Annotated in this window: 19 protein-coding genes; 11 read left to right on the top strand and 8 right to left on the bottom strand. The window is 61.2% G+C overall.

Translation table 11 applies throughout. The features are described 5' to 3' along the window. Window positions 1-33: 33 nt before the first annotated feature. Complete coding sequence (locus tag CAF90_RS00095; RefSeq protein ID WP_007958217.1) at window positions 34-384, bottom strand: hypothetical protein; 351 nt, start codon at window positions 382-384, stop codon at window positions 34-36. Window positions 385-519: 135 nt separating this feature from the next. Between CAF90_RS00095 and CAF90_RS00090 the strand changes: the two genes are divergently transcribed. The 8 genes from CAF90_RS00090 (at window position 520) to CAF90_RS00055 (ending at window position 5,142) form a co-directional block, all read left to right on the top strand. Further along, on the top strand, window positions 520-849 hold the full coding sequence (locus tag CAF90_RS00090; RefSeq protein ID WP_007958215.1) for a DUF6388 family protein: 330 nt from the start codon (window positions 520-522) through the stop codon (window positions 847-849). A 24-nt stretch (window positions 850-873) separates the two neighbouring features. Then, entirely contained in the window at window positions 874-1,575 is a 702-nt protein-coding gene (locus CAF90_RS00085) for a YoaK family protein (protein WP_007958213.1), read from the top strand. Window positions 1,576-1,675: 100 nt separating this feature from the next. After that, window positions 1,676-2,068: a sulfurtransferase complex subunit TusD gene (tusD, locus tag CAF90_RS00080; protein WP_045121864.1), complete on the top strand. Its 393-nt coding sequence runs from the start codon at window positions 1,676-1,678 to the stop codon at window positions 2,066-2,068. A gap of 1 nt (window position 2,069) precedes the next feature. Then, window positions 2,070-2,426, top strand: a complete 357-nt coding sequence (gene tusC, locus CAF90_RS00075) for a sulfurtransferase complex subunit TusC (protein ID WP_085602544.1) — start codon at window positions 2,070-2,072, stop codon at window positions 2,424-2,426. Then, entirely contained in the window at window positions 2,426-2,719 is a 294-nt protein-coding gene (tusB, locus tag CAF90_RS00070) for a sulfurtransferase complex subunit TusB (RefSeq protein WP_085602542.1), read from the top strand. Before tusC ends, tusB begins: the two co-directional genes overlap by 1 nt. Continuing rightward, window positions 2,716-3,051 carry a TusE/DsrC/DsvC family sulfur relay protein gene (locus CAF90_RS00065; protein ID WP_085602540.1) on the top strand — a complete coding sequence of 112 codons (336 nt, stop codon included), beginning with the start codon at window positions 2,716-2,718 and terminating at the stop codon, window positions 3,049-3,051. Before tusB ends, CAF90_RS00065 begins: the two co-directional genes overlap by 4 nt. Then, complete coding sequence (locus CAF90_RS00060; protein ID WP_085602538.1) at window positions 3,048-4,049, top strand: glycosyl transferase family protein; 1,002 nt, start codon at window positions 3,048-3,050, stop codon at window positions 4,047-4,049. The genes CAF90_RS00065 and CAF90_RS00060 overlap by 4 nt, the downstream gene beginning before the upstream one ends. Before the next feature lie 91 nt (window positions 4,050-4,140). Then, complete coding sequence (locus CAF90_RS00055) at window positions 4,141-5,142, top strand: glutathione S-transferase family protein (protein WP_085602536.1); 1,002 nt, start codon at window positions 4,141-4,143, stop codon at window positions 5,140-5,142. Between the two features lie 45 nt (window positions 5,143-5,187). On the opposite strand, the gene cysG is transcribed toward CAF90_RS00055, so the two are convergent. From cysG to CAF90_RS00025, 6 genes are all read right to left on the bottom strand, one after another. Beyond that, window positions 5,188-6,582, bottom strand: a complete 1,395-nt coding sequence (gene cysG / locus CAF90_RS00050) for a siroheme synthase CysG (protein ID WP_085602534.1) — start codon at window positions 6,580-6,582, stop codon at window positions 5,188-5,190. Further along, entirely contained in the window at window positions 6,583-7,863 is a 1,281-nt protein-coding gene (serS, locus tag CAF90_RS00045; RefSeq protein WP_007958190.1) for a serine--tRNA ligase, read from the bottom strand. A gap of 12 nt (window positions 7,864-7,875) precedes the next feature. Then, complete coding sequence (gene crcB, locus CAF90_RS00040; protein ID WP_085602532.1) at window positions 7,876-8,253, bottom strand: fluoride efflux transporter CrcB; 378 nt, start codon at window positions 8,251-8,253, stop codon at window positions 7,876-7,878. Next, entirely contained in the window at window positions 8,253-9,575 is a 1,323-nt protein-coding gene (locus CAF90_RS00035; protein WP_064597723.1) for a replication-associated recombination protein A, read from the bottom strand. The genes crcB and CAF90_RS00035 overlap by 1 nt, the downstream gene beginning before the upstream one ends. Before the next feature lie 24 nt (window positions 9,576-9,599). Further along, window positions 9,600-10,220 carry an outer membrane lipoprotein chaperone LolA gene (gene lolA / locus CAF90_RS00030; RefSeq protein WP_007958184.1) on the bottom strand — a complete coding sequence of 207 codons (621 nt, stop codon included), beginning with the start codon at window positions 10,218-10,220 and terminating at the stop codon, window positions 9,600-9,602. 78 nt (window positions 10,221-10,298) lie between these two features. Beyond that, window positions 10,299-12,707, bottom strand: coding sequence for a DNA translocase FtsK (locus CAF90_RS00025; protein ID WP_045121862.1), 2,409 nt, complete (start codon window positions 12,705-12,707; stop codon window positions 10,299-10,301). Between the two features lie 521 nt (window positions 12,708-13,228). Here CAF90_RS00025 and aat point away from each other — a divergent pair. The 3 genes from aat (at window position 13,229) to infA (ending at window position 15,006) form a co-directional block, all read left to right on the top strand. Continuing rightward, window positions 13,229-13,909, top strand: coding sequence for a leucyl/phenylalanyl-tRNA--protein transferase (gene aat, locus CAF90_RS00020; RefSeq protein ID WP_085602530.1), 681 nt, complete (start codon window positions 13,229-13,231; stop codon window positions 13,907-13,909). 58 nt (window positions 13,910-13,967) lie between these two features. After that, complete coding sequence (locus CAF90_RS00015; protein WP_007958178.1) at window positions 13,968-14,675, top strand: arginyltransferase; 708 nt, start codon at window positions 13,968-13,970, stop codon at window positions 14,673-14,675. Between the two features lie 112 nt (window positions 14,676-14,787). Next, window positions 14,788-15,006 carry a translation initiation factor IF-1 gene (gene infA, locus CAF90_RS00010; protein WP_002553999.1) on the top strand — a complete coding sequence of 73 codons (219 nt, stop codon included), beginning with the start codon at window positions 14,788-14,790 and terminating at the stop codon, window positions 15,004-15,006. A gap of 215 nt (window positions 15,007-15,221) precedes the next feature. Here infA and CAF90_RS29615 read toward each other — a convergent pair. After that, window positions 15,222-15,422: hypothetical protein (locus tag CAF90_RS29615; RefSeq protein WP_218191700.1), on the bottom strand; the 201-nt coding region annotated here is incomplete at its 5' end.

Here is a 15,422-nt window from a genome sequence, read left to right as displayed (position 1 = left end):
AGGGTCGCAAATTTCAACGCATTCAGCTGCCCGTTACAGACAGGTCGCCAGCGCCGCCAAGCGGCGCTTGGCCACAAAATCATCCTTCTGCGCGTAGTAATTCAGCACGGTGCCGGACGCATCCGTGGTCAAGTCGACGAACGACTCCGCCGAGCGCGTATAGACCGTCGAACCGCCCTTCTTGCCCGGTTGCAGATACGCCGCCGCGTCCACGCCGAACACCGCTTCGTCCTGCCAGGCGAATTGCACGCACTGGGCCACGACTTTTTCGGGCTTGTCCGAATTCAGGGTCTTGTAAGGGGTTTGCGTGCGGGCGTCTTCCATCGCCGAACCCGCGCAACCGGCCAGCAGGGTTGCCGCCAGCGCTACCATCAGCATTCGCATTGCATTCGCTCATTCGGAAAAAACCGGACTGTATCACCGCAACGCCAAAAATCGTTCTGCTTTACTGCATTTAGAGCGCGACACATGCCGGCCGCTGCGGCACATTAACGGTCATCAGCCTTACAAGGAAAGCCCATGGCGCCTACTGACCAGCGACACGAACAGGCCCTGAAACTGTTTCTCGATGCGCGCCCGGAACTGCGCGAAGCACTCGATCACCTCAACCCGCTACTGGCCCAGGCCAAGGGCGAAACCCAGGCGCAGTACCGCGAAGAACGCCTGCACGAAGCCTTCGAAGCCGAGGCCGAAAGCCAAGGGTTGTTTGCCTGGGAGCTGACGTTGCAGCTCACCGCCGCGACGCCTGAGGAGTATCAGGCGCAACGCCTGGAAGTGCATCGCGAAGTGGCGGAAATGGCCGGGATGGACTGGCTGGAATATTGCGATCTGTATGGCATAGAACCGTAAACCCCGCTCAAGGACGCTGCCTCGATGCTGCCTTCCACCTCGACCCACCGCGCCAGCCCCGGACATCTTCACATACAGAAATGGCGCGGCCGTGTAGGCCTGGCGCTGGTTGCCAGCCTGTCGGTACTGGCCGGCATGACCGACGCTATCGGCTTCATGGCCAGCGGCGATTTCGTTTCCTTCATGAGCGGCAACACCACGCGGCTGGCCGTGGCGATCAGTGATGGCGACAGCGCACTGACATTAAGGCTGATCCTGCTGGTCGCCACGTTCATTGTCGGGAATGCCTTGGGTGTCGTCGTCAGTCGGCTGGGTGGTCGGCGGGCGCTGCCCTTGTTGTTGTCCATCGCCGCTCTGCTCTGTTTGGCAGCCTGGCCCTTTGACACGCAACTGCCAGCTTTGCTGGCGGCGATCATTGCGATGGGCATGCTCAACGCAGCGGTGGAAGAGGTGAACGGTCTGCCGGTCGGGCTGACGTACGTCACCGGCGCCCTGTCCCGATTCGGCCGTGGATTGGGACGGTGGGTGCTCGGCGAACGGCGAAGTGGCTGGCGGGTGCAACTGGTGCCGTGGAGCGGGATGCTGGTCGGCGCCATTCTGGGGGCAGTGCTGGAACATCATCTGGGGCTCAAGGCGATGTTGGTCAGCGGACTGTTTGCCGCCGTACTGGGGCTGCTGACCCTGAAGATTCCGCGGCGTTGGCAGTTGGGCTACATGCCGCGTTGACGGACACCTGCTTGCATCGAAACGGGCGCGGGAAACATCCGCTTCGCCGCCCCACCGAGAAAGCTTTATCATGGCCGCAGTTTTGCTGATCGAGTCCGTCATGAAGTTCGCCATTGCGCTGTTTTCCGCCGCCCATGCGCCCTCCTCGCGCCGCGCCCTGCTGTTCGCTCAGGCCGCGCTGGCCGGCGGGCATGAGATTGTCCGGCTGTTTTTCTATCAGGACGGAGTCCACAACGCGTCCGACGCCGTGGTCACGCCGCAGGACGAACTGGACCTGCCCAAACAGTGGCGAACCTTTATCACCGAACAAAACCTCGACGGCGTGGTGTGCATCGCCGCCGCCCTGCGCCGTGGCGTGTTGAATACCGAGGAAGCCGGGCGTTATCAACGTGACGCCGTGGCCGTCAGCGCACCGTGGGAATTGTCCGGCCTCGGCCAGTTGCATGATGCGGTGCAGGATGCCGACCGCCTCATCTGTTTCGGAGGCGCATGACATGGCCAAGTCCCTTCTGATTATCAGCCGCCAATCGCCGTGGTCCGGCCCCGGCGCCCGCGAAGCGCTGGACATCGTGCTGGCCGGCGGCGCCTTCGATCTGCCGATCGGTCTGCTGTTTCTCGACGACGGCGTGCTGCAACTGGCCGCCGGGCAGAACGCCAATGCCCTGCAACAGAAAGACCTGAGCGCCAACCTGCAAGCACTGCCGATGTTCGGCGTCGAAGAGCTGTTCTACTGCGCCGACAGCGCCAGTGCTCGCGGCCTCGGCGATCGTTCGCTGGACGAGGCGCAGCCTTTGGCCGCCGAACAAATCACCGCCCTTATTGACCGTTACGACCAGGTGATCACCCTCTGATGTCGACTTTGCATGTGTTGTCCCACTCCCCGTTCGGCGACGAACGCCTGACCAGTTGCCTGCGCCTGCTCGGTTCTGCCGATGCGCTGTTGCTGTCTGGCGATGCCGCTTATGCGCTGCAACCCGGCACTGCGCCGTTCAGTGCGCTGGAATCGCGTAAGGTGAAATTGTTCGTGCTGGCCGAAGACGCGCAAGCCCGTGCCGTACAGGTTCCGGACTGGGCCGAAGCCATCGATTACCCGGCCTTCGTCGAGCTGTCGATCCACCACGACAAGGTCAACAGCTGGCTATGAGTGCGCTGACCGTCGGCGCCCGCGCCATTGAACTGGACAAGGACGGCTTCCTGGTCGACCTCAACGACTGGTCGGCGGAAGTCGCCAGCGCCCTCGCCGCTGCCGAAGACATCGAACTGAGCGCCGAACATTGGGAAGTCCTCGAGCTGCTGCGCAGCTTCTATGCCGAATTCCAGTTGTCCCCGGCCACCCGGCCGCTGATCAAGTACACCGCGCTCAAGCTCGGCGCGGAGAAAGGCAACAGCCTGCACCTGAACCGACTGTTCAAAGGCACCCCTGCCAAACTCGCCGCGAAACTGGCGGGCCTGCCCAAACCGACGAATTGCCTATGACCGACTATCCAGCGCTGACCCTCGAAACGCCCGCCGAACACCCGTTCGCCCAGTTCGTGCGCATCCTCGGCAAGGGGAAGCGCGGCGCCCGCGACCTGACCCGCGAGGAAGCCCGGCAAGCCATGGGCATGGTGCTCGACGAAGCGGTCGAAGAAACCCAGCTTGGCGCTTTCCTGATGCTGCTGCGGCACAAGGAAGAAAGCGCCGAGGAAATGGCCGGCTTCACCGAAGCCCTGCGCGAACGCTTGCAGGCGCCAGAGTTGAAGGTCGATCTGGATTGGCCGACCTATGCCGGCAAGAAGCGTCACCTGCCGTGGTATCTGCTGGCGGCCAAGTGCCTGGCGCAGAACGGCGTGCGCATCTTCATGCACGGCGGCGGCGCGCACACCGCCGGGCGCTTGTACTCCGAACAACTGCTCGGTGAACTGAACATCCCACTGTGCCGCAACTGGCAACAGGTCGGCGCGGCGCTGGACAACGGCGGTCTGGCGTTCATGCCACTGTTGGACTGGGCGCCGCAGCTGCAACGGATGATCGACCTGCGCAACACCCTCGGTCTGCGCTCGCCGATCCACTCGCTAGCGCGGATCCTCAATCCGCTGGGCGCGCGTTGCGGTTTGCAGAGTATTTTTCACCCTGGCTATCAAGCGGTGCACCGCGATGCCAGCGGCCTGCTTGGCGACACGGCCATCGTGATCAAGGGCGACGGCGGCGAAATCGAGATCAACCCGGATGCCGACAGCCACCTGTACGGCACCACCGGCGGCGAGAGCTGGGACGAGGAGTGGCCGCAGCTGTCGGCGCAGCGTCACGTCAAACCTTCTTCGCTGGATATCGAGCATTTGAAGGCCGTCTGGCGTGGCGATGTGGTCGACAGCTATCCGCAAATGGCGCTGATTTCGACCATGGCGCTGGCACTGCGCGGCCTCGGTCAGAGCCGTGAACAGGCTTTCGAAACCGCCGAGCAATACTGGGCTGCGCGGGACAAATCGATTTAACCGATCATTAACGCCCGATCTTTGCGCTTTTTGTTCGAACTCATCGGAATAGACTCGGCTCCAACGAATATTGGTTTCTGGAGTCTTGATCATGGGTTTACTCGTCGACGGCCGCTGGCAGGACAAGTGGTACGAAAGCAGCAAGGACGGTGCGTTCCAGCGCGAACAGGCGCAGCGCCGCAACTGGGTCACTCGCAACGGCGAGCCGGGCCCGAGTGGTGAAGGCGGTTTTGCCGCCGAAGCCGGGCGTTATCACCTTTACGTCTCCCTCGCCTGTCCATGGGCGCATCGCACGCTGATCCTGCGCAAGCTCAAAGGCCTGGAAAGCCTGATCGATGTTTCCGTCGTTAGCTGGCTGATGCTGGAAAACGGCTGGACCTTCGACCAGAACCTCGGTTCGACCGGCGACAAACTCGACCACTTCGATTTCATGCACCAGCGCTACACCGCCGACACCGCCGACTACACCGGCCGCGTCACCGTGCCGGTGCTGTGGGACAAGAAGCTCAAGCGCATCGTCAGCAACGAATCGGCGGAGATCATCCGCATGTTCAACAGCGCCTTCGATGACTTGACCGGCAACGATCTGGACTTCTATCCGGCGCCATTACGCAGCGAGATCGATGCGCTGAACGAGCGGATCTACCCTGCCGTGAACAACGGTGTGTACCGCGCCGGTTTCGCGACCTCGCAGAAGGCCTATGAAGAAGCGTTCGACGACGTGTTTGCCGAACTGGATCATCTGGAGCAAGTGCTGGGCGCCAACCGTTATCTGACGGGTGAATACCTGACCGAGGCCGACGTGCGCTTGTTCACCACGCTGATTCGTTTCGACGCGGTGTATCACGGGCACTTCAAATGCAATCTGCGGCGGATCTGCGATTATCCGAATCTGTCGAACTGGCTGCGTGAGATGTACCAGTGGCCGGGCGTTGCCGAGACCGTGGATTTCCAGCACATCAAGAATCACTACTACGGCAGCCACAAGACCATCAACCCGACCGGCGTTGTGCCGAAGGGGCCGAAACAGGATTTCACTGTGGCCCATGACCGGAACCGGTTGGGCGGGAAAGGGGTATGGCGCAGAGGTTGAAAGCCGGATCGTTCCCACCGCGTGGGAACGATCCCCTCAGAGTCGTCAGATCTGACCCTGAGCGCCCTCGAACCACGCCAGTTTCTCGCGCAGTTGCACCACTTCGCCGACGATCACCAGCGTCGGCGCATGCACTTCATGCTCCGCCACCAGACGCGGCAGGTCGGCCAGCGTGCCAGTGAAGACCCGCTGATTGACCGTGGTGCCCTGCTGGATCAGCGCGGCCGGGGTTTCGGCCGCACGACCATGTTTGATCAACTGCTCGCAGATGATCGGCAACCCCACCAGGCCCATGTAGAACACCAACGTCTGCGCCGGCGCGACGAGGTCGGCCCACGGCAGATCGGTGGAACCGTCCTTCAGGTGCCCGGTGACGAAACGCACCGACTGCGCGTAATCGCGATGGGTCAGCGGAATCCCGGCATACGCCGCGCAACCGCTGGCTGCCGTGATGCCCGGCACCACCTGGAACGGAATGCCATGGGCCGCCAGCTCCTCGATCTCTTCGCCGCCACGGCCGAAGATGAACGGATCCCCGCCCTTCAACCGCACCACACGCTTGCCGGCCTTGGCCAGATCCACCAGTTGCTGGTTAATCTGATCCTGCGGCACAGCGTGATCGGCGCGACGCTTGCCGACGTAGACACGCTCGGCATCGCGGCGGCACAGCTCAAGAATCGCGGGCGCCACCAAGCGGTCGTACAGCACCACATCGGCTTGCTGCATCAGGCGCAAGGCGCGGAAAGTCAGCAGATCCGGATCGCCCGGCCCTGCGCCCACCAGATACACCTCGCCAGTGGTAACACTCGCTTCGCCGTCGATTTTCGCCTGCAACAGACGCTCGGCCTCGGCGCCCTGCCCAGCCAGTTGGCGATCGGCAATCGGCCCCTGGAACACGTCTTCCCAAAAACCGCGACGCTGCTGTACATCGGGAAACAGGCCTTTGACCTGATCGCGAAACCGCGCGGCCAGCCCGGCCAGATGGCCGTAGGTCGAGGGAATCCAGGTTTCGATCTTGGCGCGGATCAGCCGGGCCAGCACCGGCGCATCGCCGCCACTGGAAACCGCGATGATCAGCGGTGAACGATCGACAATTGCCGGGAAGATCACGCTGCACAGCGCCGGCGCATCGACCACATTGACCGGCACGCAGCGCCGATGGGCATCGGCGGAGACTTGCGCGTTCAACGCTTCGTCGTCGGTGGCGGCAATGATCAGCCCGCAACCGTCCAGATCCGTTTCGGCGTAGCCACGCAGCAGGCATTCGCCATCGCTGGCGGCAACCAGTTCGCGCAGTTGCGCTTCGATTTCAGGTGCGACCACCCGCAGCAGCGCACCGGCATCGGCCAGCAGGCGGGACTTGCGCAAGGCAATCTCCCCCCCACCGACGACCAACACACGACTGCCGCGCAGGTTGTGAAACAGCGGCAGATATTTCATTTAGCCGATGACCTCAAGGCCACCCATGTACGGTTTCAGCACGTCCGGCACGCGGATCGAACCGTCGGCCTGCTGGTAGTTTTCCAGCACGGCCACCAGGGTACGACCGACCGCCAGACCGGAACCGTTCAGGGTGTGCACCAGCTCAGGCTTGCCGGTTTCCGGGTTGCGGAAACGCGCCTGCATGCGGCGGGCCTGGAAGTCGCCGCAGTTGGAGCAAGACGAGATTTCACGGTACTTGTCCTGGCTCGGAATCCACACTTCGAGGTCGTACGTCTTGACCGCGCTGAAGCCCATGTCGCCGGTGCACAGCGCCAGGGTGCGGTAAGGCAGCTCCAGCAGTTGCAGGACTTTCTCGGCGTTGGCGGTCAGGCCTTCCAGCGCTTCCATCGACTTCGACGGCTCGACGATCTGGACCATTTCAACTTTGTCGAACTGGTGCTGACGGATCATGCCGCGAGTGTCACGACCCGACGCGCCGGCTTCGCTGCGGAAGCACGGAGTGTGAGCGACGAACTTGATCGGCAGCTGTTTCGAATCGACGATTTCACCGGCCACGATGTTGGTCAGCGACACTTCGGCGGTCGGGATCAGGTACAGATCGGCCTCGCCTTCGCGAGCGATCTTGAACAGGTCTTCTTCGAACTTCGGCAGTTGACCGGTACCTTGCAGCGCCGGGGCCTGAACCAGATAAGGCGTGTAAGCCTCTTCGTAGCCGTGCTCGGTGACGTGCAGGTTGATCATGAATTGCGCCAGTGCGCGGTGCAGACGGGCAATCGGGCCACGCAGCAGCGCGAAACGTGCGCCGGACAGCTTGGCGGCGGTTTCGAAGTCGAGCCAGCCGAACTTCTCGCCCAGGGCCACGTGGTCCTGAACCGGGAAGTCGAACGCGGTCGGCGTGCCCCAGCGGCGGACTTCGACGTTGCCGTCTTCGTCTTCGCCGACCGGTACCGATTCGTGCGGCAGGTTCGGAATGCCCAGCAGGATCGAATCCAGTTCGGTCTGGATCGCGTCCAGCTCGACTTTACCGGCACTCAGTTCGCCCGCCATGCGCTCGACGTCCGCCATCAGCGGCGCGATGTCTTCGCCGCGCTGCTTGGCCTGACCGATGGATTTGGAACGCGCGTTACGCTCAGCCTGCAGTGCTTCGGTGCGGGTCTGGACGGTCTTGCGCTGTTCTTCCAGCGCTTCGATGCGCGCGACATCCAGGGCAAAGCCACGGGAAGCCAGGCGGTCCGCTACGTCCTGAAGGTTGCTACGTAACAGTTTGGAATCGAGCATGTCGGTTTCTCGTTATGAAAGTTTGGTCAGGGACAGGCCGGCCCACGTCGCGAGCAGCCCGCCGAATACGCTGATGGCCGCATAGCCCAGGGCCAGCGGCACTTGCCCGCTTTCCAGCAGGCGCACCGTATCCAGTGAAAAGGATGAAAAAGTCGTCAGCCCCCCGAGGAAGCCGACCATCAACCCGGCACGTACCTCGATCGGTACTTCCGGGCGTATCAAAAACAGGCCGTACAGCACGCCAATCAGCAGACAGCCCACGATATTAACGGCCAGCGTCGCGGTATAGAAGTGCCGCGGCCAATTGGCGTTGACCCAATTGCCGGTGGCGAAGCGCAACAAGGTGCCGGCAATCCCGCCGACGGAGACTGCAACGATCAATGGAACCACTATTTTCTCCGCTGCCGGGGGCTTAAACGATCAAGTTGGGCAAGGTGATTGAGCTTTTCGCCGATCTTCAACTCCAGGCCACGGGGCACCGGTTGGTAGAACGGAATCGGGTCGAGTTCTTCCGGGAAATAGTCTTCGCCGGCCGCGTAGGCGTCCGGTTCGTCGTGGGCATAACGGTATTCGTCGCCGTAGCCCAATTGCTTCATCAATTTGGTCGGCGCATTGCGCAGGTGCAGCGGCACCTCCAGCGAACCGTGTTCGGCGGCGGCGCGCAGCGCGGTCTTGAAGCCCATGTACACCGCGTTGCTTTTCGGCGCACAGGCCAGATAGGTGATGGCCTGAGCCACTGCCAACTCACCTTCCGGACTGCCGAGACGCTCCTGCACTTCCCACGCGGCCAGGCACAGGCTCAGTGCGCGCGGGTCGGCGTTGCCGATGTCTTCACTGGCCATGCGCACCACGCGCCGAGCCAGGTACAGCGGATCGCAGCCGCCGTCGATCATTCGCGCAAACCAGTACAACGCGCCGTCCGGATTGGAGCCGCGCACCGATTTGTGCAGCGCGGAAATCTGGTCGTAGAACGCTTCGCCGCCCTTGTCGAAACGCCGGCGAGTGTCGCCGAGCAGGCTTTGCAGCAGCTCGGTGCCCATCTCGCTGTGGTCTTCGGCCAGGTCCGAGGCGTTTTCCAGCAGGTTCAGCAGGCGCCGGCCATCACCGTCGGCGGCGGACAGCAACATCTGGAAGCCTTCATCGCTGAGAGTCAGATGACGCTTGCCCAGACCACGCTCTTCGGTGAGCGCGCGGTGCACCAGTTTGCGCAACGCCGCTTCGTCGAGGCTCTTGAGTACGTAGACCCGTGCCCGCGACAGCAATGCGTTGTTCAGTTCGAACGAAGGGTTTTCGGTGGTGGCGCCAATGAAAATCAGCGTGCCGTCTTCAACATACGGCAGGAAGGCGTCCTGTTGAGACTTGTTGAAGCGGTGAACTTCGTCGACAAACAGGATCGTGCGCTTGCCGTACTGGCCGGCCTGCTGCTTGGCGATTTCCACCGCCTGACGGATCTCCTTGACCCCGGCCAGCACCGCCGAGACCGTTTCGAAGTGCGCATCCGAAACTTCCGCCAGCAACCGCGCCAGCGTGGTCTTGCCCACGCCCGGCGGGCCCCAGAAGATCATCGAATGCAGGGCACCCTGCTCCAGCGCTTCGCGCAAAGGCTTGCCGCGAGCGAGCACGTGTTCCTGACCGACGTACTCATCCAGATTGGTCGCCCGCAAACGGGCGGCCAGTGGCTGGGCAATCGGTGCACTGCGAAACAGATCCATCACGTACCGTTGAAACCTCTGTGTTTATTCCTGGATCACATCGGCACCCTTCGGGATGTCGAACTTGAACTTCGATGCCGGGACCGCTTCGTTGGCCTTCACACCGGTAAACAGGATGTTGGTGCGCTGGCCGACGCTGTCGATCAGTTGCATGTCATTGACCAGACCGTTGCGGAACGACAGGCGCAGGCTGTCGAACAGGGTGTCCTTGGTTTTCGGCTTCAGGGTGAAGTCGATCACGCCGCCCGCCTCTTTCGCGCTGATGTCGAAGCTCTGGCTGATCTTCGAAACGTCGCCGGACAGCAACAAGGCTGGCGTCTGGGTCAGGCGCTCATCGAGCTTCTTGATAGTGGCCTGTTCCAGATCCGGGTCCCACAGGGTGACTTTCTTGCCGTCGGACACCATGGTCTGCTCGGCTGGCGCATTGGTGTGCCAGTAGAACAGGCCCGGACGCTGCAGCGTCATGTCGCCGGTGGTTTCCTGCAACTGGGTGCCGCTACCATCGAGGGTCAGCTGGGAAAAATTGGCAGTCAGGGTCTTGGATGTTTCGAGCAATTGGGTCAGGCGAGCCACATCCTTGTCATCGGCGTGAGCCGTGAGGGTGGTCAGAGCCAGTACCGGCAGCAACATGCGGATAAGACGCATGGGAGTCCTCTTGAATACTCGTGGGAAAGTGGACGGCGCTTCATGCACCGTCCATTGCATTTGGATCAGGGTATCGAATCAGTCGCGTACCGGGCCAGGGGCCAGGACTTCGCGGGAACCGTTGGTGTTCATCGACGTCACGACCCCGGCCATTTCCATGGCTTCGATCATGCGCGCGGCACGGTTGTAGCCGATCTTCAGCTTGCGCTGTACAGCGGAGATGGAGGCGCGACGGCTTTCCAGCACGAACTGCACGGCTTCGTCGTACAGCGCGTCGGCTTCCGGATCGTCGCCGTCACCACCGCCGCTGCTGCCTTCGAAACCACTGCCCGCCTCTTCGACACCATTGAGGATGTCGTCGTTGTATTCCGGTGCGCCGCGCAGTTTCCAGGCTTCCACCACCCGGTGAACTTCATCGTCGGACACGAAGGCGCCGTGAACACGGATCGGCAGGCTGGTGCCCGGCGGCATGTAGAGCATGTCACCGTGACCAAGCAGTTGTTCGGCGCCGCCCTGGTCGATGATGGTCCGGGAGTCGATTTTGCTGGATACCTGGAACGCCATCCGCGTCGGGATGTTGGCCTTGATCAGACCGGTGATCACGTCCACCGACGGCCGCTGGGTCGCGAGGATCAGGTGGATACCGGCCGCACGCGCCTTCTGCGCGATACGGGCGATCAGTTCTTCTACCTTCTTGCCGACGATCATCATCATGTCGGCGAATTCGTCCACGACCACGACGATGGTCGGCAGTTTCTGCAGCAGCGGTGCTTCGTCGTGGATGCTTTCGCGTTTGTACAGCGGATCGCTCAGCGGCTCGCCGGCGTCCTGGGCTTCCTTGACCTTGGCGTTGAAGCCGGACAGGTTTCGCACGCCCATCTTCGCCATCAGCTTGTAGCGACGCTCCATCTCGGCAACGCTCCAGCGCAGGGCGTTGGCGGCGTCCTTCATGTCGGTCACGACCGGGCACAGCAGATGCGGAATGCCTTCGTAGATCGACAGTTCGAGCATTTTCGGGTCGATCATGATCAGCTTGGCGTCGTCCGGACCGGACTTGAACAGGATCGACAGGATCATCGCGTTCACGCCCACCGACTTACCGGAACCGGTGGTACCAGCCACCAGCAGGTGAGGCATCTTCGCCAGGTCGGTGATGACCGGTTTGCCGCCGATGTCGTGGCCCAGGGCCAGGGTGACCGGCGATTTGAAGTTGTCGTACTCAGGCGTCGACAGCACTTCGGAGAAGCGCACGATCTGGCGGTCTTCGTTGGGGATCTCGATACCGACCGTGGTCTTGCCCGGAATTACTTCGACCACCCGCACGCTGGTCACGGCCAGCGAACGTGCAAGGTCTTTCGCCAGGTTGGCGATACGGCTGACCTTCACGCCCGCAGCAGGCTGGATTTCGTAACGGGTAATGACCGGGCCGGGGTGAATCGAATCCACGGTGACTTCGACGCCGAATTCCTTGAGCTTGATCTCCAGCAAGTGGCCGACCGCCGCCAGGGATTCAGGCGAATAATTGAGTTGTTTCTTTTCTGCAGGATCGAGAATCGAGATCGGCGGCAAGGTGCCTTCCACGGCGCTGTCGACGAACAACGGCACCTGCTTCTCTTTCTGCACGCGCTTGCTTGGCTCCGGCGCCTTGACCGGGGCCGGCGCGATGACCGGCGGCACCTGTTTCTCGCGCTCGGACATGTGCTTGCTCAGAGCCTGCTCGCGCTCGATCAGACGTTCCTTGACCTTGGCCTGCTCGCGCTTGTCGGTGACCGTCGGTGCAACCACGTCGTGCACGCGATCGTCGACTTCACGCAGTTGCGCGACCAGTTGCTTGCGCTCGGTGCGCGCCGACCACCAGCGGTTGACCGCGCCCTGGAACAGTTCGAACAGGTCGAGGGTGATCTTGCCGGTGATGTCCATCACCTTGAACCACGACAGGTCGGTGAACACTGTCAGACCGAACAGGAACAGTGCGATGAACAGCAATGTGCTGCCCTGAATGTTCAGGGCATTGCGGGCCAGATCACCAAGGCTTTCGCCCAGCGCACCACCGGCGCCAGCCGGCAAACCGGTGGCAGCATGGAAATGGATGTGCGCCAGCGCGGCACCGGACAACACCAGGAACACCAGGCCGATCAGGCGCCAGGAAAACAGCCAGCCGCTCCACTGCCACGGCTCGTGACGCTGACGGAAGATCTGATACGCCTTGATCGCCAGCAGCAACGGGAAGATGTACGCGAAGTAACCCAGCACCATGAACAGGATGTCGGCGCTGTAGGAGCCCGCCGGACCGCCGAAGTTCTGCACGTCGTCGATCTTGCTGTTGTGGCTCCAGCCCGGATCGTCCTTGCCGTAGGTCAGCAACGCCATCATCAGGAACAGGCACAAGGCGCCGATGGCGATCAATGCACCTTCCTTGAGCCGGTAGTGCAACTGTTGACGCCAGAGCGGAACGACTGTTTTTGGTGCTTCCGTGGATTTCTTCAAAACGCTTCTTTTCCTGCGCCAGAGGCGCGTCCATCTATTGAATGACGATAAAAAACTGCCCAATCCAGGCAGGTAAAAAAATTGACGGGCGCAACGGAGACTACTTTTAACACTGCGCCCCGCCTTTTATAAACACGGCACGCGGCGGATATTCTGTAACAGCCCGGCATTGTACGGGTTTGCGCGTTCGATGCCATGCTTCCAGGCCCAGGTTCAAGCATAGCCAAACGCACAACACCCGGCGTCCAATTTGAGCATGCATTACCTTTTGTGACAAAGGCTTATGAGGTGTATTTGATGAACGTAGCGAAGCATTCGCGCCTCATTTCCCCTGAGTGCCACACATTGGCATCGGCAACCTTGCCCGCAAAGGCGCAACGCCCGATTACGACCGCATCCGAATGCTCAAGTTGCAGCTACGCAAAAGCCGCACTGCAACGGAGGACATTCGCGTCATTTCCCGGCACACTTTACCGCGGGCCCAGCGCCCACCGCCCTCCCCTTCTGCAAGCCTGGACGCCATGCTGACTTGGTTACAACGCAATTCACTGACTTTCCCGCCACTGGAAAAGGCCATGCGCGATCCCAACGGATTGCTGGCGGCCGGTGGTGACCTTTCCGCCGATCGCTTGATCCAGGCTTATCGTCACGGCTGCTTTCCATGGTTTTCCGAAGGTCAGCCGATTCTCTGGTGGTCGCCGGATCCGCGCACCGTGCTTTTTCCCGACGAACTGCACGTCTCGCGCAGCCTCGGCAAATTGATGCGCAAACAGCGTTATCAAGTGACCTTCGATCAGGATTTCGACGCCGTAATCCACGCCTGCGCCGCTCCCCGGGAATACGCCGATGGCACCTGGATCACCGAAGCGATGCAGGACGCCTATATCGAATTGCATCGACGCGGCTTTGCCCATTCGGTGGAAGTCTGGGATGAGGGCGAACTGGTCGGCGGCCTGTACGGCCTGGCGATGGGGCAACTGTTCTTCGGCGAGTCGATGTTCAGCCGCGCGGACAATGCTTCCAAGTACGGCTTTGCCACGCTGGTGCAACATCTGAAAGAAGCGGGTTTCGTGCTGATCGACTGCCAGATGCCGACCGACCACCTTCACAGCCTTGGCGCCCGGGCGATTTCCCGCTCTGCATTCGCTGAATATCTGGCCCGGCACCTCGATCAACCCCATCATGCGACCTGGGTTTGCTGAGCGACTTTTGCGCGCGTGGCTTACACTTAATTCACCAGCTTACCCTTGAGGGTTGATCATGACCGAGTTGGCGCGGTTGAAGTTTTATGCCACTCAGCCTCACTCTTGCAGTTATCTGCCCGAGGAACAGGCGACGACCCTGTTTCTCGATCCGAGCCAGCCCATGGATGTGCATGTCTACGCAGACCTGTCAGAAATGGGCTTTCGTCGCAGCGGCGATCACCTGTACCGCCCGCATTGCCAGAACTGCAATGCCTGCGTGCCTGCGCGCATTCCTGTGGCGCAGTTCAACCCCAACCGGCAGCAGAAACGCATTTTCAAGCGCAACATCGATTTGCAGGTGCGCCCGGTCAAGCCGGCGTTCAGCGAAGAGTACTTCGACCTCTATCAGCGCTACATCGAACAGCGCCATGCCGACGGCGACATGTACCCGCCGAGCCGCGATCAATTCTCGACTTTTCTGGTACGCGACCTGCCCTTCTCACGCTTTTACGAGTTCCGGCTCGACGGACGGTTGCTCGCAGTTGCCGTGACCGATCTGCTGCCCAACGGCCTGTCGGCGGTCTACACCTTTTACGAACCGCAGGAAGAACGCCGCAGCCTCGGGCGCTACGCGATCCTCTGGCAAATCGCCGAAGCCCAGCGCCTGGGGCTTGAGGCGGTGTACCTGGGTTACTGGATCAAAAACTGCAAAAAGATGAACTACAAGACCCAATATCGGCCTATCGAACTGCTGATCAATCAGCGCTGGGTCATCCTGAACTAAACGCAAACCCTAAACCCCTTGGCGTAAACCCCATTTTTCGGGCACAATGCACGCCGCTTTTGCCTGGCGCAGTTGCACCGGGCCATTCATTGGATACCGAGGGCTTTACTGCATGTCGAAAGAAGACAGCTTCGAAATGGAAGGCACTGTCGTCGACACCCTGCCCAACACCATGTTTCGTGTGGAGTTGGAAAATGGGCACGTCGTAACCGCGCATATTTCCGGCAAGATGCGCAAGAACTACATTCGTATTCTTACCGGTGACAAAGTGCGCGTCGAGCTGACGCCCTATGACTTGAGCAAAGGGCGTATTACTTACCGCGCTCGCTAATCAAGTCAATACAAGACGCCCGGCATATGCCGGGCGTTTTTGTATCTGTGTGTTTTTTGGTTTTGGGTGTATATCCGTTGCTGCGGTAACGGCTTCTTAGGGTTCCGCCCTTACGGCGGGTCACTTTTTCCAAACGCCGAAAAAGTAACCAAAAAGGCTGAGCCCCGGCGTACGGCACTTCGCTTAGGCTCAGTGTTCCCTCGCTACGGTGTCCATCAGGGGGCATCGCCTACGGTTTGCTTCGCTGCACCTCCTCTCGATGTATGCGGCTTCGCCGCACGGCGCTGCGCGCCTACCCCCTGATGAACACCTCCGCTCGGCCTGCCGAAGGGGCAAAAAATCAAAATCAAAAGCCAAAGCAAAAGCCAGATCAAGAGCCCCCGCTCCTCACCACGCAACACGATGAGCGTTAGCTC

The sequence above is a fragment of the Pseudomonas sp. B37(2017) genome (genome assembly GCF_002112885.1).
Taxonomy (GTDB): Bacteria; Pseudomonadota; Gammaproteobacteria; order Pseudomonadales; family Pseudomonadaceae; genus Aquipseudomonas; species Aquipseudomonas paraglycinae.
The sequence above is the reverse complement of the archived record's forward strand: the minus strand, read 5'-3'. Positions and strand labels throughout refer to the sequence as shown.